The organism is Bradyrhizobium sp. IC3195 (assembly GCF_020193585.1).
Taxonomy (GTDB): Bacteria; Pseudomonadota; Alphaproteobacteria; order Rhizobiales; family Xanthobacteraceae; genus Bradyrhizobium; species Bradyrhizobium yuanmingense.
The window spans coordinates 235689-260157 of record NZ_JADYVG010000006.1; the positions used below are offsets into that span (position 1 = coordinate 235689).

Genomic DNA, 24469 nt, shown 5'->3' on the forward strand with positions numbered 1-24469 from the left:
AGTCAATCCTTCGCGAATTGATCAAAGATGTGCTGTGATTGCGCATTGGGATCGCGCGGACATCTATGCTTCAGCGTGGCAGGACCTCAGGGGCAGGCGGACAGCCTTCGGCCGGACCAGGCCCGCGCCCGTACACGTGGACATAGTCGACCAACAGCGTGGAAGGATTGGGTGTCTGATCGATCGGCCAACCACCGCCGAGGGCCAGGTTCACAAGAGGGTAGAGTGGACCGTCGAGTTCAGGTGGGGTTGGTTGGCTCCAGACCGGGGTTCTGTCGAAGAAGAACACAACGGCCTGGGGCGAGATATCTACGCCGAAAGTGTGGAAGTCTTGCACGAGCGCATCGTTCGGTACCGTGACCTTCTGCCCCTCGCCCCGGGTCTTCTGCGGTTGTTGCTTGTACCAGATGTGCGTGGCGGCCTGATAAGCGGATGTGAACTGCCCATAATATTCGATGACATCAAGTTCGACGTTTCCTTCCGTCACCGTGGCGGGCTTCAGAGCGGCAAGCCAGAATGCGGGCCACGTTCCCGGACCGGGCGGCATCTTCATACGTGCTTCGAAATAGCCGTACCGGGTTCCGGTCCCGGCGCCGGAAGCATCGGCCGCAGCCAGAAGACCCGACGTCCACTTGCCGTTCCGATCCTTCGAAGCGGTGATGGTGAGAACTCCGTCTTCCACCTTGAATGGCCCCCGCGGTCCCGGATTGGCAAATGCCGCGTCGCCGAAATCGCCCGACCAAGGGGTGTGTGCGGTCCAACGGGCAGCGCCCAGGCGGGTCGCTGATACACTGAGGTCGTTGAAGTCTTCAAGCAAGACGGGATGAAGTTCACAGGATGCAGGCTGCTCGGCCGCGAACGCAGAACCGAATGAAATCCCGACCGTGAGCACGACCGACGTGGCTGCCCAGGTCGGGCGTTTTGTTGCATGCCCCTTCTCGGTCATCTCGCTCTCCTTGATCCTGCATCGTGCACTTCGACATCACACCGCCCCTGCGCGGCCGCTGATCCGAACACCAAAGCCATACAGTGCCCCGACATAGACACTGGCGCCGAACAGAGAGATCACTCCCAGTTCAAAAAAGGCAGCCAGATGAAGCTCAGGCAGCTTGTATCGCAGGCTGATCACCAGAAGGGTCATCACCGCCGATGCGGCGGCGATTGGCCATAGATTGGCCGCCTCAGACGCGACGCTGGTCCCGACCAGTTGCCGGGCTCCCATCAAGGAGAGGACGAACATGATGAACGAGACCGCGGCCCGTGCCGCGACCACGCCTGCAAGCGAATAGAAGTAGAAACCCAAACACATAAGCAGGATCTTGGCGCACAGCTCGACCATTGTTAGGCGAAACACCAGATGGGTTCGATTGGTGGCCAGCGCCAACGAATGCAGAGGCTGATAGAACGCGCTGAGGACGGTCGACAATGCGAGCCACCGCAAGTAGAGACCAGCCTCGCCCCACTGGGGCCCCAGCAAGACCTCGGCGATCAAGTCCGCGGTCAACGACATTCCGATGCAAGCCGGCGCGGCAAGTGACATCGTGAGCCGGGACGCCTTCGAATAGGCATGACGGAGCCGGTCCTGGTTCTGGTTGATCTGCGACAGTGCGGCCATGAGAGGCTGCATCGCCGGGCCGATCAGGCTCTGGGTTGGCATCACCGATAGATCGCTCGCGATGGTGTATTGACCCAATGTGGCCTTGCTCGAGGAATAGCCGAGCAGGATTCGATCAAACTGCCAGCTCAGCGCGATGATGATCTGAGCGCCGCTCAGCCAACCGAGAAATGCCGAGAACTCCCGAAATCTCGACAGCGAGAGGTTTGGTCTGTAAGGGGCCAACAGGTACGACATCGATGTGGCGGCCAAGGACGCTGCGATGCCGCTGGCGACGATGGCCCAGTACCCAGCGCCAAGTTTGACTGCTGTCGCTGCAATGATCGCTGCGGCAAGTTTGCCAAAGATCTCGGCAACAAAGACTGGTCTGAAAACCAGGCTGCGGGTGTGCTCGACCATTCCAGGGCTATACAGGCTGCGAGCCAAGGGTCCGATGGCGCTCACCATGATCAAGCTGGCCAGGCGGGAATCCTGGTAAATCTGCGCAAACGGCCACGCCACCAGCAAAAGCACCAATGTCAAGACGAGGCCTCGGAGCGCGCTCAAGGTGAAGGCAGTATCCAAGTGCGACTTCGCTACGCTTGGCAAGCGGGTCAAGGCCTGCAGCGTGGGTACCTCGAGCACCATGTCCGCAATAATCGTTACGGTAGCGGCGAGGGCGGTGAGGCCGAAATCAGCGGGCGTCAGGATCCGTGCGAGCACCAGAAGCGTGACGAAATCGATAGCCCGGCCTGTTAGCCTAGACGACACAGTCCAAGCGGCGCCCAACAGGGTTTTGCGGGCAAGCACGACTCAATGCCTGCACGTTGCGACGAGGCACTGCCTGGTCGTTGATGCAGAAAGAGTGCCGGCTCGCGCGGCTTCATGAGGCAGCGGCGTCATCGCGAGTGCCTTTAATTGGAGTTGCAGGTCGCGGGCCCGAGCTCTTGTCGCTCGGTATGAGGGTCGCTGCGCGCTCCGGTTCAAGACGGCCTCTCAGAACGTCGGCGAAACCGAGCACGTTGCCGCGAAGTCGGCCCCGCCGATCGATGAAAGGTTCAGGTCTGGCGGCGCGCGCCAGGTTGATGGCGACGTTCCGAAAGATCTGCATGGTTGCCTGGCGAGGCGTCATCGTGCCTTTGCGCAGCAGGTAGATTGGATTGACGACTTGGGAATAGCCCAGGCGATCTCCGGCAACACGGCCCGCCTTCTGTCCCATATGCACGCCGCGGGCGCGGGGGGATTTGATCAGGCGGCCGCCTCGCTTTGCGAGCGCTGCGCCAAAATCCCGATCTTCCTGCCACCCATAGAGCACGAGCCGCTCATCAAAGGTGATGTTGCCGATCGCAGACATGCGGAAAGCCATGTTGCAGCCGTATGGGCTGAATGGTTCGATGCGCGGCGCTGCTTCGGGCGGCAGCGTGCTTTCCGTCAAGATGCGCAGCGCTTCATCAAAGCTGAGACCCGCTCCGAGGATGCCGTCAGCATAAAGATACCCAGTGAAGCCGACGACCTCTGGTTCGTCTCGAAACGTTTGCGCGGCCGCCGCCAACCAATCGGGATCTGCCAGAAAATCATCGTCGAAGAACACGATCACGTCGGCCTCATTACTGAGCGCGGCCAACGCGGTATTTCGCTGAGCCGGCAAGCCGCCGGGGCCGGTGACAAGCCGAACGCCGGGCAGCTTGGCGGCATTGCCCGCATCCTCACGGTTGACGCAAGACACGATGACGGCGTCCGGCTTGAGGGTTTGGGCCTGCAGCAAGTGAGTCAGGGTTGCCGTCACCGTTTCGGGTCGTCCTCGTGTCGCGATTGCCACTGCCACTCTGGGCATGCGTCCAACGGTGGTCTCACGCGCTCTCAGACCCGATGTAGGCTCTCGCATCAGCTCGACATATCCAGCCGCAGTGCGCGCCCAGGAGAACATCCCGATGCGCTCGCGGCCACGCCCGACCAGTTCTTCGCGCTGATCGCCGGATGTCGAGAGTTGCCGAATGCACTGCACCCATCGTTGTGGATTGTCGGGGGGAGCAAGCAAAGCGGCATCGCCACATACTTCGCTCATGCTGGCGCGATCCGAGGCAATGACGGGACAACCACGCGCCATGGCTTCGATGATCGGAAGCCCAAAGCCTTCTGTCCATGATGGAAAGATCAAGCACAAGGCGCGATCCATAAGATAGGCGAGATCGTCATCCGTGACGCGGCCGAGCAAGGTCAGGCCGCGAGCGTCCGTTAGACGTTCAGGCGAAAATATGTCGGCGCCGCCACCGGCGACGATCACGCCGATGTTCATTGCGGCGAGTTCCGGCGCGATGGTGCTAACCAGCTGCAGGTTCTTATGCGGAGCGCGCGATCCGAGCGCCAGCACGAACCGGGTGCCGGCCGCAACCTGGCAATCCTTGCGCGCAAGGCTGGGGTCCCAGGCCAAGGCGTGCTCGTGTCCATTTGGAAGCACTGCAATGTCCGCGTCGCGTAGCGGCAGGTGCCGGGCAAGTTGTCGGGCCGAATAGGGGGAAACGGTGGTGATCCTTGCCGCGCGCTTCGCCAACAGCGGTTGCAGGGTGCGATAGATCGCGCGAAACGCTGGTCGATAGCTCTCCGGTGCGTCGAACACGTTGGCGTCGTGGATACACACGACCTGATCCGGTTTGACGGCCGGCGCTGTGTTGCCAAGATTGAGCAACGGACCGGGCCACCGCCCGGGAAGAACCAATTGCTCCCAGAGGTGTCCGCCGAGAGGCCCCGCCGGGATAAGCGGCATAGCCTCAAGCCGAGGATCGGGGGCGGCCTTGGGGGCAATGATCGGAACGATTGCGCCAGACCCGACGAGCGCCTGGTTCATTGCCGTCGCGACGCACTGGGCGTAGCGCTGCACGCCGCTCGTGGGCTGAGTCAGATAGCGGCCATTGACCGCAAAACTGCTGGATGCATTCATGCTTTGGCTCCCGATGGTTCGGACGGCGTTAGCAACACTCCTTCGAGGTGATGCCGCGGTGAGGCGCAAGCCAGCGCGGCGAGGGCGTAGAACAGCAGACCTTGCTCCACGGATGGAGCCGCCAACGTGTCGCCGATGATGAGAGCAAAACATGCATTGCGCGCGGCTAGGCGAGCGTCGGTCTCATAAGTACGCGGACCATTCAATGGTGCGAACAGGGCTGTTGCCGCGAAAAGGAGGTAGAAGGCAGTTCCCGGAATACCAACGTTGGCAAGCAGTGCGATCGGAAAACTCGATGTGCGGATAGTTCCGAGCCCAACGCCGAAACCAAAGGAGTCAAAGAAGTTCTGCAGGGCAGCCGCGTTCCACTGGCTGCGCTCGACGGCCGAGGTCGAAGAGGATTTGTTGAGAATCAACGTATCGACATAGCTACGCGCCGTTTCGCTGGCTCGCTCGTCGAGGAGCACGCCCAAGATCACGATGACCAAGAGGATCGGCGTGCATAGCACGGCCGCGGAACTGAGCGGACGGTTCGGTTGAAAGCCCGATCGCCGCAGAAGGCCGGCGTAGAGGATCAAGCCGACCAGTGGAGCCCCAGCAAATCCTGTCGAGGAGGTTGACAGAACGACCAGCGCCAGCGATGCAAGCGCCATCGGGCCGGTGAGCATTGGCATGCTGCCGCTCAGAAAGAGGGTGCCGGTGAACGCGAACGCTCCGAGAGTGGCGCGCGCGAATGCGGAAGCTTCGGGAAAGGAACCGACGATCCGCTTTACACCGTTAACCTGATCATCGGCGTGCATTGTGTACCGGGCGTTCCGCATGAAATCGAGGAGACTTTGGGTGCCCGTCGCATACGTTCCGATGTCCAGCACGGCGAGCAGGACGTTTCCGGCGCAATAGCCGAGTACTGCGGCGACAACGGCGCGAAAACCGGCATGAGTCGTTGCGATCGCGGCCGTGATCCCGAAGCAGGCAAGATCCGCTGCCATGTAGACGGACTGAGTAAAATTGCTGGACACGGGCCCAAGCGGGACGGTTGAGCCGGTGTCGGCGTATTCCGACGCGCCAAGAGGAACGATCTGCGTTGCGCCAGCCAGTAAGCGCGGCATCAGGACAGCAGAGCCGACGCCAAAGATCACCAAGCACAACAGCCAGAATCCGGGTTGGCCGAAGCTCAGGGCTCGCATCGCAGCGGCAGCCTCGTGGCGCCGAACGAGCACTGCCGCCATGGCAAAACTTAAGAACAGGTGTGCCGGTTGAATGTTTGCGCCGCCGACGAGGATGGCGGCGGCCGCGCCAAACAGGGCAGTGCCCATCAGCACGCCGAAAGTGGCGCGATAACCGAGCGGCAGGCAGAGCAACCCGAGTAGGATGGTCAAAATCCCGATCGGTTCTAGCGACATGGCGCACCGCCGGGGTTTGACTCGAGTACGCTGCGACACGTCATAACCGGAGTCGCGGAGCCAGCGCGGCTGACCGGAGATGGCACGTGAAGTGCTGCTGGATTCGGCATCGGCATTTTCAATGCTGGCGAGCCATCATGCCCCTGATAGAATGTATGGAATCAAGCATCGGCAGCAGAGCGTGCTTAAGAACGGGGAATTGCCGAGCTATTGCGCCCTCACGCCAGAGTTCAAATCGCAGCGATGCCAGCCTGCTCAACACCGGCTGGGGTTGCTCGGCGCGCAATGCCTGCAGCACATCGGGTCTGCCAAAGTCGACGGATCGGCCCGGCACTTCGAGGCATCGCAATTCGCCGGCGGTAGGCCGCGTAATGGCCCGCTTGAGCCGAACCCAGGCGGCATCGGCATCGCGTAATGCCGCTGCCCCGCCGTCGATCGGAAGGCTGTCTACGTAACTGAGCGCGCCGAACAGCAATTCGTTTCCGAGGCTGGAATCGCTGATCCCAAACCGGATGTCGCCGCAATTGGCCGCGACATCCTCTCCCTCGTCGACAAAAGAAGTGACCGAGGGGATCCTTGGCTCGAACAGGCTCTCAATCAGATGCCAATACCGCAGGACTGAGGAACGGACGTCGAGCGGACTATAGCGATTGCGCTCAAGCAAGAGACCGAAAACCTGCTTGAAATGTTCTTCGCTGTGTCCCTTATAGTTTGATCGGGCAAACTGAATGGTTTCAATTTGTAGCGCCGGAAAGGCACTGGCCAATAGCCGCTGCGTGCTTCCGTAGAGACCGGTATCGCACAGCAGAATTCGGCGAGCATCGCCTCGGAGTTTGGCAAAGTGCCGCTCGAATAACGCGTTCTGCACGCGGATGTCAGACAAAACCGCCTTCGCGCGATCGTCGAACAACATGGTCAAGAATACGTCTGCACGAAATGGCTGCTTCCATTCCTCTGACAGCTCGTAGCGTCCTCCACCAAGGGCACGAGCTACATCCAGAAACGAGCGGCCGCGAAACTCACGGGCAATCTCCTCGAGCGCGGAAGCGCTGCGAACCAACACCGCAGCGCGCGCCGCAACGAGGCGTGAGACCATGAAGTTCTGCCGTGGCATGCCGAGCGGCAGCGAAAGCCGAGCGATGACTCGTTCGAAGACTTCCCTTATTCCAACACCGCCCCGGGCGCAAAACAGCAAGGTCGCCTTGTCGCATGCGTTCACTTCGGCGGCGTATAGCCAAATCAGCAAACAAAACTGAGTGACGATGGGCCCAAGGACAACACGTCCAAACGCGTACGCATTTTCGGGTGGCTCCGCTGCCGAGCATTTGCCGCGCTTTGGTCGCGACAATGCGGCCCGAGCAGCAACCAAACCGCCATTCGCCTTGCGCAAATAGCTGAACCAGACCGGCCGGGGTGTATGAATGACAGTTAATCCATGTGCCGAGGCGCGACGGACGTCGGCATGCGGATCATCGCCGATGTGCAGAATTCGTCCTAAGGACACCCCTTCTGCTTCGGCGACCAGGGCAAACAGGGCACCGTCACGCTTGGTGCATCTCTGATCGGCGCTGCTGTAGATCTGATCAACAATATCGTGCCCATGAAAATGCGAGATTAGTCCATCGAGGTCAGCAGACGACAGCATGGTGTCGCTGACGGCGACAACGCGGCTGCCCGCCGCTCGGCGTGCGCGCAGAAATCCGGCCAAGGTCCGGTTTGCAACGAGCGAGGTCTTCTCGATGTCGAGTTCAATTGCCAATCGCGCAACGCTCAAGGAATCCGGAAGACCCAGCAAGCGAAGTTGCCGATGGATCACGTCGGGCAGTCGGACTTCACCGGAACCGCGCACGGCGAGCGCTCGGAAGGCAATTCGCTCGGCTTCTTGTCTGGCTCTCGCCAGCAGAACAGGTTCGATTTGCCAACCGCGCGCCCGAAGAAGGTTGCTGAATAAATGCTCACCTTGCACAATACGTGAGCGAGCGGAGCGCACGGTTCGCAGCAGAAGCGTATCAAAGACGTCGACGGATATCAGATCGATTCCATCGGCGGCTCTGACGCGCTCGGCTAGCCTATGTGATTTCATAAATTACCAAACTCCAACGCACCGAATGACGCAAAACACGCGTAACGGTCGCAAATTGATTTGTGCTAGGCGGGCTCCGCAATTAGATGTTGCTCAGATCAATAAATTGCTTGTAGCATTTTGCGTGCCAACTCTGAGGGGCGTTCATATTTAAGAATTATATGGACCGGCGAATTACCAGCCGAATTCTCACGATCTCAGCTGACCGTTCCAGCGAGGGGTATTTAGAGAATAATGATGCGATCGCTTACTAAGCATGGGATTTCCGCGCTCGCTTCTGTTGCCTCCAGGGCCGCACAAAGCGCGTCGTTGCGCAGGATGATCTTCAATGGCATCCGCTTGCGGCGCCCTGAAGTGGAACGTTTTGGTCGGATGGACGAGATCCGCTTCTTGGCCTATTGCTTTCTGAATCGCGATCGATCGCGATCGCAAATACTTCAAGACCTGTGGGTCAGCTACGAGCTCGGAGAGAAGCAGGGCGGATTCTTTGTTGAGTTTGGTGCAACCAACGGCGTTACGAATAGCAACACCTGGCTGTTGGAAAAGGAATACGGCTGGCAAGGAATTCTAGCTGAGCCGAATCCAATCTGGCACGACGCGCTCGCACAGAACCGGACTTCGCGCAAGGATCGTCGGTGCATCAGCTCTAGCTCAGGCAAGAAGGTGCGTTTCTTGGTAACGAACGAAGTGGATCCGGAGCTCAGCGGGGTAGCCGAGTTCGCTTCGGGTGACCACTTTGCAGCTGTGCGTTCTGCCGGCCAAGAGATCGAAGTTGAGACGGTTTCGCTGAACCAGCTTCTGGCGGACTGCAATGCCCCTCGCAGGATTGACTACATGTCGATCGATACCGAGGGGAGCGAGTACGACATTCTAAAGAGCTTCGATTTCTCCCGCTACAGCATCGATTTACTCAGCGTGGAGCAGAATCGGCAAACGGAAGCTGCGATTCAGGCGCTTCTTGCGACGCACGGATACAAGCGAGTCTTCGCGGAGTTCTCGCAGTGGGACGGTTGGTATGTCCATTCGGAGCGCATGACCACTCGGCGTGGCACGAATCTTGACCGGCGCTTTGGTGCAAGCCCCGTTCAGGTGACGTTGGTCGAGAAAACGAATGGCTGACCAGACCCGGACTGAGCTTTGAATGAAAGAGTTTTCAGCACGAGCAAGAATGCCGAACACATGTCATCGTTAGAGCCCGCGGCTGAAGCAAAGCGCATCAATGTCGCGATGCTGCTCAGCTGCAGTTCCTTCGAAGGGTTTTTTGGGTGGGTGCAGGGTCAGACGCGCGCTAGCTATCTCGAGCGGTATCGAAACGATTGGGCGTGGTACTATGCTCGCGGTTTGAGCCGAAACGGGATTAGGCCGATGCTCTATATCCCCTCACTGCGGGAGTCGGGAAAGTTTGCCACCGATGTTGGGATCGACGTTCGATTTCTGCCGCTCGAGAGTTGGTACCAGCTGATCGAACGGGTGTGGGTCAAGCGCCTGTCGCGCCGTTCGCGCTGGTCCCTATATGCTGAGGAACGGTTGAACACGATTGCATTTTTGCGGCCGCTTCGGAAAGCGCTGGCAGCGGACAGAATTGATCTGCTGTACGTGCAGGAATATTGGAGCGGCAGGTTCGATCACCTCGCAGGTCGAATTGATTTGCCAATAGTCGGTGCAGATCATGGCGGCCTGCCGGATCGTGTCGTGAAGCTGTTCAAACGCGATAGCTTTTGCAGGGCGGCGTTGCTCTATGGTCAAACCGAGCAGGAGTGTCGCATCGTCAGTCGCTATGGCGGTCGATCCCGTCTCCAGCCGAACGGCTGCGACGTATCGGAGTTCTTTCCGGATGCGGCCGCGAGCCGTTCCAAAACGATCCTGACAATCACGCGTTTGACCAATAGGCAAAAGCGCACGACCGACCTCATTCGCGCACTCGCCAACCTGCCAGAGGAATGGACACTGGATATTGTCGGCACGGGGCCGGATAAGGCCCTGATGCAGGGGCTCGCCGCCAAGCTCGGCTTGTCGCACCGGGTGCGATTTCATGGATTTGTCGACCGATCCAAGGTGCGCTCCTTGCTGTGCCGGTGCGGCGTATACGTGATGCCCTCGGCGAACGAGGCGGTGGCACTTGCTGTCCTGGAGGCAATGGCTTGCGGTGCGGCGGTGGTTCTGAGCCGCATACGGGCGTTTGAGCAATTGGTCACGCACGGAGTTAATGGCGTGCTATTTCCCGTCGGTGACGTAACAGGTCTATCCGCCGCCATCCTCGATGCCTGGCGCAATCACCAATCACTTGGCCGAGCAGCAATCGAAACTGTCCACCAAAGCTACAATGCGGAGAAGCTGTACGCGGAGCTGGCAGATAGTCTGCGAAGATCCGCTCATCACGCTGTAGCCACCGCGGCGGAATCAAGCTTGAACTTGGAGGCTTTGTCTTAGCGGCATGAGGCAGGAAATCATAGGCGACGCTCCCCCATCTTTTGAGAAGGTTTGCGTAATGAAGGAATTGTACGAGGGTGATGCTTACGGAAAGAACAATCCGACATGGCATGAGGAGGATGCGCCGTGGAAGGCGGGTCACGTCGCGCAGATGATTCGGCGAAACAACATCCCGACCCAGCGTATATGCGAGATCGGCTGCGGGACGGGCGAGATCTTGTTGAACCTGGAAAGGACGTTTCCGGATGCGCGCTTATCGGGGTACGAAATCTCGCCCGATGCGTTCAGGCGCGCAGCAGCAAAAAGTACTCAACGTACGAAGTTTCACTTAAGCAACCTCCTCGGCGAACACGATTTAGAATTTGATGTTATCCTCGCGATTGACGTGATCGAGCACGTTGAGGACTATATCTCATTCATAAAGCAGTTGCGTAGGTTTGGAACATTTAAGATCTTTCACATCCCGTTGGATCTCTCCGCGCAATCCATTTTGCGGGCTTGGCCGATTGCCGACCTCAGACGCAATGTCGGACACATTCACTACTTCTTCAAACAGTCAGCGTTGGCCACGCTCGAGGATTGCGGCTACACGATTGTCGATCATTGTTACACCGCTAGTCGGTTGGAATTGCCCAATCAGGCCTTCACAAGCCGTCTCATGCGAGTGCCCCGCCGCCTGATGTTTGCCTTCAATGCGGATCTCGCGGTGCGCTTGCTAGGCGGCTACTCGCTGCTGGTCGTCGCAAAATGAGGACCGATCGGAAAGTCGGCTGGGAATGCGGTCATAGGCTGAGCCCGGTGATCGGCCTCAGTTGGAAGCGATCGATTCTGAATTGGACCTTCGCTTATCCGCTGCAGCCAGCTGGTCTGGCGCAATCAGCTTGCGCGGATAGGCGCGATACAGCGCGCGGATAGTGACCCCGACAAAGTAACCGCCTTGCAAGATGGCTTGGGTGGCCAGAACTGCAAGCACGGCTTCAAGCCCGCCGAGACGCTGATTAAGTGTCAGGAAGATCGTGACAAACAGGACAAGCAAGGCAAAGGGGAGCAATGCCCGAAATCGGAAGCGCAGCCCCAATACCGCTCCGAAAATTGCTAGTCCAATCGCCGCGTATTCCATTCCAATGCCCTGCGATGCGCGAAGTCCCTTCGGGAGAGCTGAGCTGAACCAACGTCCTTGCGAGCGGTTTCGTGCCCCTCACGCCGCTTGGGGCCGTAGTTCGATACCTTGCCTCGCTTCCACTGACGAACCCGTCAAATTACGGAATCACCTGTTGCGAGAACGTAAACTCGTAGTGTGGCAAGATCTTGTGGCGGTGCAGCACTCACCGGGCGCCAAACCGGTTTGGTGCATTCGAACAATAACTTAGGCCTGCTTGTCAGGCCAAGCCCTGTGAAAGCCACCGACGAGCCAGAATAGCAAGCAGAGGAACCAGATCAAGTTGGAGGTTCCCCCCGTCAACGGATTTTTTCGCCACAGGGTTTGGTGTTTCGACCGATGGCACCTTGGCAGGGTATTTGCAGCGCAAGCACCGTTGTTTGTATTTTAGCTGAGGTCAATCATCCCGGTGAACGCGCTGGACCAAGGACTGGGGTCTGTTGCCTCTTCCCTGGCTATCTGCCGCAGGTGTGCATGCGTATTGTACAATTACTCAATCATACACGCCGGCTGAACGGTCATGTGCATGCGGCCGTGGACCTCGCCTGTGCGCAGGTGAAACTCGGCCATAAAGTCGCAATCGTGAGTGGCGGCGGCGATTTTGATGCCCTGCTCGCGGACAACAACGTCGAAACCATCCGCATCGGTTTGGAGCGTCGACCGAAGCAGCTGCTGCAGGCCACGCTGTCGCTCTATCGGCTGATGCGCGATTGGCGGGCGGAGGTGGTTCATGCCCATATGATGACCAGCGCCGTCATTGCCTGGCCAATTTGCAAGTTGCTCGGAATCCCGCTCATCACGACCGTTCACAATGAATTCGAGCGAAGCGCAGTCCTTATGGGCCTCGGAGCGAGAGTGATCGCGGTTAGTGCAGCCGTTGGCAAGTCAATGCGAAGACGAGGCATCCCACAGTCGAGGATCCGCGTGGTTCTGAATGGGACAATCGGTGCAGCGCGTTTCGAGCAAAAGGACCGCACGCCAGCCTCCCTTCAATCACCGGCGATCGTGTTCGTTGGCGGACTGCATCCGCGAAAAGGGCTATCGGACCTCTTTTCAGCGTTCGATATGGTTTACGCTGCGCTCGGAGCAGGACGCCTATATATTGTCGGAGACGGTCCGCACCGCGAGCAATATGCCGTCCAGGTCAGCTCGATGGCATGTGCGTCAGCGGTGACCTTCTTGGGCGCTCAAGATAATCCGTTTCCGTTCCTGTCAGGAGCGGACGTATTCGTGTTGCCCTCGCATGCTGATCCCGCTCCGCTGGTGCTGTCGGAAGCGCGGGAAGCTGGCTGCGCCATCGTGGCGACTGAGGTCGACGGAATTCCTGAATTGCTTGAACAGGGAAAAGCAGGCGTTCTCGTTCCCGTGGGCGACCCGCAAAGACTTGCTGAAGTATTGCGCTGTTTACTCCAGGACCGACAAGCCGTGCTGGAATGGAAAAAGAAAAGTCAGTTCAATGTAGAGTTTCTTACAATTGAGCGAGTCGCTCGGCAAACGCTGGCGATTTACGAAGAGGCGTCTGGTCACATTCATGCTCACGCCTGAAGCAAGCAATGTCAGTGACCCAGCTCCAGCGACGGCGTGCTCGAGAATAGAGGCAATCGATGCTCCTAAGCTCGCTGTCATCATCACCTGCTTCAATTACGAGGCTTACATTGAGCGAGCGATCAAGAGCGTCTTAGACCAGAACTGCGATGCCTGCGAACTCCTGGTGGTGGACGATGGCTCAACTGACGGCTCCTGGGAGACGATTACCCGCTGCGCGGTGACTGCATTCAAGATCGAAAACCGAGGGCAGCTAGGGGCGTGCCTGTTTGGGCTAGAAAAGACCCAAGCAAGATTCATCTTGTTCCTCGACGCCGACGATGAGCTCAAGCCAGGTTCACTGGCCAGAATCTTGGCGGAATTGGACGAGCGGGTTGCAAAACTTCAATTTGGTCTGACGCTCATCGATGCCGAAAGCAGGCCTATCGGATCGTTTTCGTCGCTCGAATCGTTTCGGGAGCGCGACCGATTGGTCAATGAGGTGCTCAAACGCGGCGTCTACAAGACGCCACCGACGTCTGGGAACGTATTTCGTCGGGATGTCTGCGAGCTGCTGCGCGAAGTGGATTATGACAAGGCCGTTGACGGGGTGGTTTTGTTTGTTGCTCCGTTCCTTGGGGACGTCGTCAGCCTTTCCGAAGAGCTGGGAAACTACCGCGTGCACGGCCTCAACGATTCGCAGCTCGGTCAGCTTCCAAGCGCTTCGTTGCTACAGCGCGATATCAAGAGGTTTGTGGCGCGTACAGAGCATTTGCGCACGATTCTCGCTCGAGTGGCTCCGGGCCGAAGATTGGTTGAGCCGCAGGGCGCCTTTTACTATCGCGAGCGCAGCTTCTGCCTCCAGATTGTATCGGGAAGCAGCTCACGCGCTTCGATGCTGCCGAAACTGATGGCCAGTGTTGGCTCTGAGCCTTTCCCAATCGTTCAAAAAATTGCACTGGTTGCTTTCTTTGCGCTTGCGGCCATGCTGCCTCGCGAACCAGCCAGAGCACTGATGGCCTACAGGTCTCGAAACCGGAGACGATCGGGACGCCTCCGCTTGGTTTCGCGGCGCTAGATAAGGCGCTGCCATTGGCTCAGTTGCGGCCCTTCTCGGTGTCGCCATTCACCCCTGGGAGCCGACCGTTCACGGGCCGAGCTATCGGTTCCACCCATCTATCAAACTAGATCATGGAAGCTGAAGAGTTGGCCGAGCACGTTTCCGATCGCGCCCTGCGGCAGGTTCGTACCGTTGAAGCTGACGGAGTCCACGTAAAGATTGCGGTCAGTTTCGGGGGTGCCGTCCCAGCGGTCGTTGAGAAGGTGGACCAGGACAGTGTGATCGCCGGGTCCCCAATCGCCGTGCACGGCAATGGTCTCGGATTGATTTGCCGCATGCGATGCATGGGCCGTCAATGTCCCACCGACTTGGTTGCCATCGACCGAGATAGTGTAGAGCGCGTCGCCCAGATAGGCATCTTCGCTGATCTTGAACACGAGTTGATCCGGACCGGCGCCGATCGATGTCGATGAGCCGTTTTGTGTTTGGGAAGGCGTACCGGTCGGGTTTGTCTGCAGTACAGGCGTGGTCGCTGGCGCGCTCGTGTCGGGCGTTGCACCATCATGGAAGCTGAAGGTTTGTCCGAGTACGTTTCCGATGGCGCCTTGCGGAAGGTTCGTACCGTTAAAGCTGACGGAGTCCACGTAAAGATTGCGGTCGGTATCCCGGGTGCCATCCCAGCGGTCGTTAAGGAAGTGAACCAGGACAGTGTGATCGCCGGGTCCCCAATCCCCGTCCACGGCAATGGTGTCGGATTGACCGGCCGCATGCGATGCATGGGCGGTCAATGTCCCGCCGATCTGGTTGCCATCGACCGAGATGGTGTAGAGCGCGTCTCCAAGATAGGCATCTTCGCTGATCTTGAAGATGAGTTGATCCGGACCGGCACCGATTGATAGTGATGAGCCGTTTTGTGTTTGTGAAGGCGTACCGGTTGTATTTGTCGGAGGTGGGGTCGTTATCACCGGTGTGGTCGGTTCGGCCGATGCAGCATCATGGAAGCTGAAGGTCTGTCCGAGTACGTTTCCGATGGCGCCTTGCGGAAGGTTCGCTCCGTTGAAGCTGACGAAGTCCACGTAAAGATTACGGTCGGTATTCGGGGTGCCATCCCAGCGGTCGTTAAGGAAGTGAACCAGGACGGTGTGATCGCCGGGTCCCCAATCCCCGTGCACGGCAATGATGTCGGACTGACCGGCCACATGCGATGCATGGGCCGTCAGTGTCCCGCCGACCTGGTTGCCATCGACTGAGATGGTGTAGAGCGCGTCTCCAAGATAGGCATCTTCGCTGATCTTGAAGACGAGCCGATCGGGACCGGCGCCGATCGATGTTGATGTCGGCGTTGCTTGGGGTGTGCTCGACGCAGTTACAGCACCGTAGGTCCCGGGATCATCACCCGCGGGAGATGAGACTGGCTCTAGAGAAACGGCTGTGGCCGACGGGTCGGCAGAATAAACGCGGATGTAATCGATCTTAATGGTGATAGGTACCTGCGCGAGGCTGGCGGGCTCTTGCGTAGCCAGATTCGCCAGAAGGTACATTGGTTGATGCATGTCGCTCGGCGTTGCGCGACTCCCAACCAGCTGGCCATCGACATAGAAACTGATCTGCTCATTCTGCCAATTCACGCCATAGGTATGATAGCCACCAGGATTTGGCAATTCGCTGTAGACCTGGAGCTGCGTCTGCCAGTTTTCATTCAGCACTGGGTCGGTTGTGTGAATGGTGCTGTATACCCCTTTGCTCCAGATGCCATAGTGCTCAACCACATCGAGTTCTTGCCACCGCCCGAGCCCGTTCGGGTCAGGAAGATTTTTCACGGGCAGCAGCCAAAATGCGTCCCAAGCACCCGGTGAGGACGAGAACTCTGCCCGTATCTCGAAGTAGCCGTACTGTTGCGAGAAACTTCCCTGGGTTGTTATCAGTCCGGACTCCCAGCTTCCCGGAACTCCGAATGGAGTACGATCCGGAACAGCGGTAATCGCAAGCGCTCCTTGGGAAACAGAGAAAGGATCGTATCCCGAGCTGGGGTCGACGAACGAGCTGGTGCCGAAGCCAACGTCGGACGCCGCATCGCCCCGCCATTCGGCTCTGGTGTCCGCCCACTTCGTGCCGACGCCAGTAAGTGAAATGCTCCTGGAATTGAATTCATCGTCGAAAGTCAGCTTGTAGCCGCTAAGATCGATCATCGAAAATCTCCGCGAGTAAAGCCCTGAGCGGTACGAACGAAATATCTGCGCGAGAAACGAATGCTTCGAAGTTGCTGCGGTTAAACGTGCGAGAGACTTGATCGCGATGCGTTGTTCGTTCGACGGCTCGGAGTATCAAACTTGCGTCAGTACACAGTTCACACGAATCGGATCGTCAGTGTCGGCATGTGAGGGCCTGACATACCGCACGCCCTTCGAGAGCGAACTTAATGGACCGGATTCACCGCGATCTCTCTCGACTATACGCCCGTTAAGCCTGGAAGTGCATGGTGACGGAAGCGCATCCCTGCACCAATTTTAGGCGATTGCCCCGGCGCGGACGCTGACCTCGCGGTCCTGCGTGAATCCTCCTGAATCACAACAGACGCAGAGCAGTGGGCTTGGGCTCGAGCCAGTCAGCTGCGGTCGGCTGATAGCGCGTCATAAGCCAACCCGCCATGACTTCGGACCAAGGCGCGCATGGACCAGGTCTCGTCGACTCTCGGCAATTCCACGGAGCTACGATACGGTAAGCCTGCGTGTCCAGAGTTGCGGGTCGTGACGCGATTGTATGCGCAGGAAAGCGTATTGGTCGGAAGCTTCGTTGACGTTGAGAATGGCCGTACTCAGATTGTCGAGAACCAAAATAGCTCTACCTTCTCGGACAAGCAGAACCAGGTGGTTTTCTCCGGTTGCCCGAATGCCAACCTCCGCAAGGAGAAGAGACGAACTCGGCCAACCAGCTCGCAGCAGGAGATGGCGCTTTGTGACAGCATAGTCCGCGCAGTTTCCCTCGCTGGGAAAGATCTGCCAGTCATAGTCATTCCGGCTTGCCGCTAACGCCTTCGGCATGATGCTGAAATTGACCATGGAATTGATCTGGTTGAGCTGTCGCCATCGCTGACTACGAGAACGGAAATCTGTGATGCGCAGATCGCCATGTTGCTGGCAATCTTCGGGATATCGGACGCAGAACAGCGCGAACGAAAGGGGTGCGGCGACTTGCTGTTCAAAACCGCAATAGGCCGGTTGGCCGCAAATCCAATACATTATGGCAAGTGTGCTTGCAGCATATCGGATCATCACTTGGGCGCCTGACAGAAACGACTACACCATCGCTCCATCTTGCAGGCGCAAAAATTGGAGCGCTATATCAATTATGGGGCAATTGATGCCTAGCCTTGAAGCGTCGCTGCCGCAGCTGTTTGCCAAACCAACAACGCGGCGCTGGCGCGCGAACGTGGTCGCAAGGATGCAATCACCGCTCCAGAGAAGCGGGACAGACTTCCACCTGAAAATTGGCTTCGCTGTCCAAAAACCTGCTTAGTACACTGAGGGCGCCAGCGTCGTTTCGAGCAGCCGCCGGCCCAATTTGCGGTGCCATCGCGGTGGCTGTTGGACCCGCAGAATGCACCCGGCTCTCAAGCCGAGCGACAACATAGCTGCGATCAGCCAGAGATCATCCATGACGGGGTTAGCCTAGCTATTCGCGCCGCCTCAGCTTGTAGCGGTCGCTAGGAGCAGACGTATTTCAGAGCCGTCGCCCGATCATCCGCGAGATACGATCTTGGTCATTGCCTGAGTTATGCCGACGCGCGCGAGAATGACGACAGAGATCCCGCAGACACCTCCAGCCACTTTGACCAGCACATCCATGAGGTGACCATGTCTATCAGCAGTTAGCAGCTGCAAGGCCTCCAGGATAACTGCGCTGCCGACGACGATTAGGGTTATGAGGATAGTGCGATTCGAGTAGGCCAGCACGAGCACGAGACCGAGGATGAAGAATCCGGCAAAGCGCTCGACGTTAGGCGGCGCAATCATGGGCCGATCGTAAATGGGAGCGAGCGTCACAACAGCGACGAGGGCGAGGGCCAACCATCCCGCCGCCAGAAAGAATTTGACCATGTCTTTTTGATCCAGGGTTCGTGTTCGGTGCAATGAGGCGAACAGCGCGAACATTTGGCCCTGTGCCGCAGCGGTTATCAACCGTATCGGGTGATGAAAAGGTAGGCAGGGGCCGCACGATCGATTGGCAGAGACCGTTTTACGCGCGAGCCTGTATTTGCGTTCGTCCGAGTGAACGAGTTGTGAGCGCCTGCTATGGCGGTAGTTCGCAGCGGTTGACGGCTCCGAAGCTTGCGGGTGCGATGCCGCTACTCCGATGTTGCTGCGCATCCCGCGTTCGGGACTCCCATCAAGCGAACATCTCCGTGAGCGCAAACTGGAATCGAGAGTGCGCCGTCGGGAATTTCGATCTGATCCTTCAGCGCGGCCGGCGCATCGGCGCGCTAACGAAGCGCTGATTTCTGCTCTCGCGTAGCAGCAACACCCGTTTGGTTTGTGCGGCGTTCAGCAGGCCATCGAACAGGATCAGGACTTCGCGCGCCTGGACGTAAACTTCTGTGGTGACGGCGTCTCGATCGAAGCCATAGGCGGCAAGCCGCGCCTCGATCTCGGTCGCAGCGATGAGATCAATGCGCCAGCTCAGCGCATTTTTGCTGCGTGTAGTCTTCGGCCTGGGGTTCGAAGTCGGGATCGATCCTGGCCATGTCGATGCGCCGTAGCGCCGCTGCGATGGCCTGTTGGCGATGGGTCTCGAGCAATTTGTGCCGCAAGGTGCGGTAGCGCTGGATTTCCCAGGACAGTTCGGCGACATCGATGGCGAGCAGCCACTCGATGGCGGATCGGGGCGCAAGGTCGGCGAAGATCGCCTGCCGCAGTGCCAGGTAAAGCTCGAGGTGTTCGCCGGGCAGCAGCAGGGGCGGCAGTGCCAAGGCCTCAAACTCCACTGGTAGCGCGGTCGCGGTCAGCTGGTGTGTCGTTTGGATGGGACCGTTCATCGTGGTGAGGCCTCCAAGCCCAGGCTAGCGGGAAGGGGCGCGGCCTCGGTCGGACCCTGCGCCGGGCTCGTTGCCCACAGCTCCTGCGCGAGCGGCAGTGGGGCGATCTGCAGGTTCGCCCACCACGCCCGCTGGATCGAGAACAGCCACAACCCGAAGCAGATCCGGCCGTGATGGGGCATAGCTCGATCAAGGTTATATCTGACGTCTACGGGCACTTCTTTCAGACGCTGACGCGGATCAACGCGCCGCCGAAGCATTTCAGGCCCGATTGCTCGGGAGCTAATTTGATGTTGGATTGGTTTAAGTCTCTGTTTGGGCAAAACAAGGTAATCGCCCCCTCCTGGCCCTTGCATCTCGATGCCAGCTCCGAAGTTGCCTATCTGCGGCTCTCAAAAGCTTACCCGTCGGCGCGAGCGAATGGATTAGCGAGGCGGCCCAACTCTACTCAACCAGCGATGTTGTCTTCGATGAATGGGACAGCGCAGGCATACTCGCTGTTTCCGAATTCACGACTTACGCCAAGCACGACTGCGATTTTCGCTTGGAGTCCGATCGCGTGATTTTCACTCGCAAGTGAGCGCAACACCAGCGCAACATCAAGGAGCTAAGCCATTGATTAGCTCAGCGCCCAAAACGTTTCTACCCCGCCGGTTGCAGGCTAGAGTCCTGCCGGGAGCGTAACTACCCCCTAAAATATCAATAGCTCGGCCGCTGTGCCTGTCTGAACGCACACCAGATGACAATTAAATTGCTGAGTTCACACGGTACCTCACCTGACCCAATGCTTCTGTTGCCCCGTTAGCCGCGCATACGTGCCGCTCTCATGCTGCTCTAGCCAGCCTCGCTCCTGTGCCAGCGCGACTGGGGCGCGGAACTGCTCGCCGGTCCCGCTCTGCCAGGAGGGGATGAAGATGCGTCGCGAAGCGTTGCATATTTGCAACCCGCGACGCCGGGCCGGTTAGTAAGCTCGTGGACCGGAATGACGAAAACATATTTCGCTTTGATATGATCGCGGGGACGAAAAATGTTTGATGTTTATCGCAATGGCAAGCGTGACGTGCTCGTTCTAAGCGCAGGCTCCTCAATCCCAGGCGCTTGTTCTACAAATAGGTGGCGCAAGAGCAGAACAAGAATTCTCAAAGTAAGCGAGGAGATTAGGTCAACGGTTCAGCGACAAGGGTATTACGTCCGTAGCTTGCGGGTCACGAAAAAAGGACTGATCTAATTCGGGCGCACGGAGACCCCGGCACACTACCACCAAGCCGCTATGCTCTCGCTTTTCTGGGTGCCAGCCGCTACTTGCCTAAATTGCCGCCGGCGCTGGCCCGGCCATTCCCGAGCCGACGTTTGCCGAATTCCGATAGCGTTCTCGACGCAACCTGCATACCGCAACTCGGCTGCTCGCAACCTCCTGGCTGTTTGTCAATCGCTTTGGCGTAAAGTTCGGAGTACGACATTTCTACGGGAGGTGCGAGCATGGTCGTGATGGCCAAGCTCGTCCGAGTTGGCGTGTCCAGATGTTCTCGCGTAACCTCCGCCTAGGGCGTCGAGATCAATCCGCTTGCTGTGGCAACTATCCAGCGATTGCCCCAGCGCAAGATAGAGTCAATTCGCCCGATGCCAGGGACCACGTCACCGCGTGCTGCCATTCGAATTCCGTCGGGCCCTTCGAGCACCGCCGTTCCCCCGCGAACGTCCAGCACGGCCCAACCTGCAATGGTCGTTGGTCTTGTCTCGACGGCCGACAGGAGCGGCCCCGCGGGCGCGAGCGAGCCCGTTACAGACGCGTCCGCGTCGACAGCCGAAGAAGCTGGGCTCGAAGTGTCCGCGGATTGCGCCCCACTCGCGGTTTTGGCCAGAGGCCTCGCAGCAACGCTCGCGATGACTGTGGAGGGTTGCGTTAAAGCAGGCGCTGTTCGCGAGGCCGACGCTGCCACACTCTTTCGGGCGCTTTCGGCCTTACCGCCTGACTTTGTGTCCGGCGTGCGGCGCGAAGCCGTTTCTACCTGAGCAGCCGGGCTGAGAGCCGAGAGAGCTGCAGGACCATACCAAGCAACAGCCCAGCCCAATCCGAAGCCCCCAGCCAAAGCGAGCACAACGAGCCAAATAGTGGGTTTTGAGGGACCGCTTGGCGCCAATAACGCCAGGACCTCATCTCGCGTAGAGGTCGAGAAATCCAATCGGTCGAGAGTGACAGGCCGTGTGGCGACCTCGCCACTGCCGTGATCTGCGACGGTCACGATCCTTTCCAGTGTATTCGCATGGTGCAATGGCATGCTTAGGTCCCTTGCGGTCGCCAATGATCGTGCCGGGACCTAAACCAACCCTTAACAGCCGGTGCACTCAGCACGCGTAACGGAGCCGTGGATCGAAGGGCTATCCAAGTGATAAGGGCGCCACCCCTGCTGGGCAGCCGTCGCGCGAGTAAAGGGCAGAATGGGACTACCAGCCTGAGAGACCGGGCGCGCGTGAATGCTGCGGTACCGGGCGTGTAGCTTTGCCGAACAGACCGAGCTTGCGGAACGAAAACGACCCGAAAGACAAGCGAAAGGAATGCGCTGTGACAATGGTGTAGGGGACTTAGCGTAGCCCTTTTAATCCGCTCGTCATTTATGGGTTGTATACTCCAACCCTGGATTGCATATTTTTCCCCGTTGTCGACCGCCTTTGCTTTCAACAATCATGATTTGGGCAGTAATGAGTAATCGAAGTCGGGTTTGCAATTATTCGACTATTCTGGGCGAGCGGGTCGAGGGACTGCTCGCACTGTTTCGAGAACTGCAGACCCTCCGGCGTCGCCTACGAGCCGCGCAGGCGAGAACGATTGCGAGCACTAGCCGTACTCCTAAAGCTCGTCGTAGGAGAGTGCTTCGGCGGAGATAGCGATTGCGAGCTCGTACCGCGGTTCAGTGCGATGATCGAACTTGCCGTTTCCGCTTTCTGGGAAGCTCGCGCCAGATCGCTCGACCGCGACCTCATGATTCACGACCCGCGGAGCACCGAGGCATCGCAGCAACAGTCGCACAGCTCTTTGGATCGGTGCACGATAGTTAATTTGCGTCGCGTGCGCGATTCAGGCCTGCTCTCTCCTAACCAACCAGTCAAATCTATGGGGGCGAGAATGATCGTACGGGCCGGGGCTATTGTTGCGTTGTTGCTGATCCCGCTGGGGTCCGAAGCCTTCGCTTCGCGTCACCAGAGGCTGACGGGGCGCATCTCGTGCAGCGAGGTTAGATACTACGTCGCGAAATATTCGGCACCAGTGGCCGAGATGTACGCACGCAATCATGGCGCTACTGACGCACAGATCGAACGGGCGCGACGTTGCTTGGCCTCAAACGAGACTGCAGAAACCGAGCGACCGCGCGCTTATATCGATTAAGGTCGTAAATCGGCCCCCATGGAAGTGCTCTTGTGTGTCGTCTGCTACACAAGGATGTAGAGCTGAGTGCTAGCATTGCCGAACGGATCGTGCTGCGGATGCCAAACGGCTCAGAGATCGGCCGAAGAGTGCGGGGTACGCGCCGAGATCATGAAGAGCTGGGTGGCCCGCGACAGCCACTTAAAGCTTGCTGAGGCTTACGAAGTTCTGGCGCAATAAAGCAGGTCGGCACCTCTTTTGCTACATCCCGCCGGGAAAAGGGGCTCCAATTCTTGTTTCGCGCTAACCTTCACGACATGTGAGTCGGGGGGATTCATGGAACGGAAGCCTTTCGAGAGCATGGCTCTTGAAGAGCTCTGGCAACTTCATACCGTCGTCAATGATATTCTGGCCGAGAGGCTTTTGGCGAAGAAGGAGGAGCTAGAGCGACGACTGGAGCTCCTCAAGCGAGAAGACAAAGCTTCCCATTAAAGCCTCGCAATCGGCTCGCGGGTTCACGCTGGCGAGACTAGCCGCTTGAGGGAACCGTGATTGCTGGCGCGAACCGTTCGGAGAATGTTGCAGCCTTTGCATCCCGTGCCGCGGAAAGGGCGGCCGAAATAAACGTGGAACATCCGATGGTTGCGAACGCTAAGAGGGCCGTACCGAAAATTAGGCTACGCATTTGAGCCTCCCGCAACGGGCGTTACCAGCAGAGTATCGGATTGCATTGTTTCAGCTTCGCTTCGTTGGGAGCCTCAAATGGCTTCGTACACGCGGCCGTGAATGGGCTCCATATGCACGATAAATCTCACGGTTGATCGCCGGGCGGCTAGCGGCGTGCTTGTTCATTGATCTACGCAGCATGCTGTAGTGTTCCCTCCAGGAACAACGCGACCTGGCTGGACGCGGTAGCAGTGGTTTAAATTTGTTAAGGACTACGTTCGCCGAAAAGGGAAGACTTCGAGCGGGTGCCCAACGGCGGGCCCAAAGAAGAATAAGTTGGGGGCGTCCATGAGCACCCGCGGTCGAGCGGTGACTCCTGCTGCTGCAATTCGCGAACGTCTTCAGAGCATTGTTGCTGCACTGTTTGAATTAGAGGAAATCCGAGCCCGAGTTCTCGCGGCTGAACAGAGGGAAAAACCAACAATGCCCAAGCCGAAGAAGCGCCCCCGCCGAGGCAAGCCCACTGGCAGGAAGCGCTAGCCACCGTCGCCCATGGCTTGCGACCGCGCGCCGGGCGGCTAGGAGCGACCGTGCCTGCTCTCAGTTCGACTGTCGGTCTTGCGTGCCATCCCTCGCACGACCTGTTGCCAGCTCCTCCCCGAGGGGGCTTGGGTATTTCCATGGAGCCCGATTCACAAAAGTGAATCCCAAGTAGCCGATTTCTTGGAATGAAGCTGTGTTTGCCGACCAGACGGCGGCAGACCTCTCGGTCCCAGCTCGTTTTTCGATCCGGAAAAACCTCCAGGCTGGGGCCGATGTGGTCTACTCCGGAAGCGAGCCTTTTCCGTCTAGCAGCCGCAACATAAGTGCAGCTCGAGCCAACGTCCGGCACGCCGGCCGATGATGGGGCCTGCTCATTGATCGATAGCAATGGTCTTCTCGGGTGGCGAGGGATGGTCGGCTTCCAGGGAGCTTGCGATGGGCACCGATTACATTGGCGGAAGCCGCCCCCGGCATCGGCACGTAGCAGAGGAGTACCGAACTATAGCGTTAGGTACGTCAGATGAGGGCTGCGTGGGATCTACCTTAGACTTGCAGACGATTACGATCTGCTCGCTGCAAACGAAGATAGGATTGCCAGCAATGGCAAGCTCGTAAACTAGAGGTCGCTCCATTGCGACTTTATGCCGAACTTGGCATTGGCCCATCTCGGATT

Annotated in this window: 17 protein-coding genes; 7 read left to right on the plus strand and 10 right to left on the minus strand. The window is 58.4% G+C overall.

Annotated elements, in window-relative coordinates; all coding sequences use genetic code 11:
* Positions 1 to 70 precede the first annotated feature (70 nt).
* The 5 genes from I6F09_RS15390 to I6F09_RS15410 all read right to left on the minus strand — a co-directional run bounded on the left by I6F09_RS15390 (position 71) and on the right by I6F09_RS15410 (position 8018).
* A complete protein-coding gene (locus tag I6F09_RS15390) occupies positions 71 to 946 on the minus strand; it encodes a glycoside hydrolase family 16 protein (RefSeq protein WP_225188450.1) in 876 nt (291 codons plus the stop codon).
* A 36-nt stretch (positions 947 to 982) separates the two neighbouring features.
* Positions 983 to 2404 carry a lipopolysaccharide biosynthesis protein gene (locus I6F09_RS15395; protein WP_225188451.1) on the minus strand — a complete coding sequence of 474 codons (1422 nt, stop codon included), beginning with the start codon at positions 2402 to 2404 and terminating at the stop codon, positions 983 to 985.
* A gap of 73 nt (positions 2405 to 2477) precedes the next feature.
* Entirely contained in the window at positions 2478 to 4532 is a 2055-nt protein-coding gene (locus I6F09_RS15400; protein ID WP_225188452.1) for a glycosyltransferase, read from the minus strand.
* Complete coding sequence (locus I6F09_RS15405; protein WP_225188453.1) at positions 4529 to 5935, minus strand: hypothetical protein; 1407 nt, start codon at positions 5933 to 5935, stop codon at positions 4529 to 4531. Before I6F09_RS15405 ends, I6F09_RS15400 begins: the two co-directional genes overlap by 4 nt.
* A gap of 118 nt (positions 5936 to 6053) precedes the next feature.
* Positions 6054 to 8018, minus strand: a complete 1965-nt coding sequence (locus tag I6F09_RS15410) for a hydrolase (protein WP_225188454.1) — start codon at positions 8016 to 8018, stop codon at positions 6054 to 6056.
* A gap of 237 nt (positions 8019 to 8255) precedes the next feature.
* On the opposite strand from I6F09_RS15410, the gene I6F09_RS15415 reads away from it, so the two are divergent.
* The 3 genes from I6F09_RS15415 to I6F09_RS15425 all read left to right on the plus strand — a co-directional run bounded on the left by I6F09_RS15415 (position 8256) and on the right by I6F09_RS15425 (position 11199).
* Entirely contained in the window at positions 8256 to 9137 is an 882-nt protein-coding gene (locus I6F09_RS15415) for an FkbM family methyltransferase (RefSeq protein ID WP_225158304.1), read from the plus strand.
* 108 nt (positions 9138 to 9245) lie between these two features.
* Positions 9246 to 10448: a glycosyltransferase family 4 protein gene (locus I6F09_RS15420; RefSeq protein WP_225188495.1), complete on the plus strand. Its 1203-nt coding sequence runs from the start codon at positions 9246 to 9248 to the stop codon at positions 10446 to 10448.
* A gap of 58 nt (positions 10449 to 10506) precedes the next feature.
* Positions 10507 to 11199: a class I SAM-dependent methyltransferase gene (locus tag I6F09_RS15425; RefSeq protein ID WP_225188455.1), complete on the plus strand. Its 693-nt coding sequence runs from the start codon at positions 10507 to 10509 to the stop codon at positions 11197 to 11199.
* A gap of 57 nt (positions 11200 to 11256) precedes the next feature.
* Here I6F09_RS15425 and I6F09_RS15430 read toward each other — a convergent pair whose 3' ends face one another.
* Positions 11257 to 11568 carry a hypothetical protein gene (locus tag I6F09_RS15430; RefSeq protein WP_225188456.1) on the minus strand — a complete coding sequence of 104 codons (312 nt, stop codon included), beginning with the start codon at positions 11566 to 11568 and terminating at the stop codon, positions 11257 to 11259.
* A gap of 513 nt (positions 11569 to 12081) precedes the next feature.
* On the opposite strand from I6F09_RS15430, the gene I6F09_RS15435 reads away from it, so the two are divergent.
* Both I6F09_RS15435 and I6F09_RS15440 read left to right on the plus strand, forming a co-directional pair.
* Positions 12082 to 13152, plus strand: coding sequence for a glycosyltransferase family 4 protein (locus tag I6F09_RS15435; RefSeq protein ID WP_225158288.1), 1071 nt, complete (start codon positions 12082 to 12084; stop codon positions 13150 to 13152).
* On the plus strand, positions 13139 to 14209 hold the full coding sequence (locus tag I6F09_RS15440) for a glycosyltransferase family 2 protein (protein WP_225188457.1): 1071 nt from the start codon (positions 13139 to 13141) through the stop codon (positions 14207 to 14209). The genes I6F09_RS15435 and I6F09_RS15440 overlap by 14 nt, the downstream gene beginning before the upstream one ends.
* A 101-nt stretch (positions 14210 to 14310) precedes the next feature.
* Here the strand turns inward: I6F09_RS15440 and I6F09_RS15445 are convergent, their stop codons facing one another.
* From I6F09_RS15445 to I6F09_RS15460, 4 genes are all read right to left on the minus strand, one after another.
* Positions 14311 to 16380 carry a carbohydrate-binding domain-containing protein gene (locus I6F09_RS15445; protein ID WP_225188458.1) on the minus strand — a complete coding sequence of 690 codons (2070 nt, stop codon included), beginning with the start codon at positions 16378 to 16380 and terminating at the stop codon, positions 14311 to 14313.
* 519 nt (positions 16381 to 16899) lie between these two features.
* Positions 16900 to 17463 (minus strand): transglutaminase-like cysteine peptidase, encoded by a 564-nt coding sequence (locus I6F09_RS15450; RefSeq protein WP_225136188.1) that lies wholly within the window; start codon positions 17461 to 17463, stop codon positions 16900 to 16902.
* Positions 17464 to 17928: 465 nt separating this feature from the next.
* A complete protein-coding gene (locus I6F09_RS15455) occupies positions 17929 to 18342 on the minus strand; it encodes a VanZ family protein (protein WP_225186835.1) in 414 nt (137 codons plus the stop codon).
* Positions 18343 to 18854: 512 nt separating this feature from the next.
* Entirely contained in the window at positions 18855 to 19223 is a 369-nt protein-coding gene (locus I6F09_RS15460; protein WP_225147024.1) for a hypothetical protein, read from the minus strand.
* Between the two features lie 3124 nt (positions 19224 to 22347).
* On the opposite strand from I6F09_RS15460, the gene I6F09_RS15470 reads away from it, so the two are divergent.
* Positions 22348 to 22608, plus strand: a complete 261-nt coding sequence (locus tag I6F09_RS15470) for a hypothetical protein (protein WP_225147068.1) — start codon at positions 22348 to 22350, stop codon at positions 22606 to 22608.
* Between the two features lie 315 nt (positions 22609 to 22923).
* Positions 22924 to 23079, plus strand: a complete 156-nt coding sequence (locus I6F09_RS15475; RefSeq protein ID WP_225186836.1) for a hypothetical protein — start codon at positions 22924 to 22926, stop codon at positions 23077 to 23079.
* The last annotated feature ends 1390 nt before the right edge of the window (positions 23080 to 24469 follow it).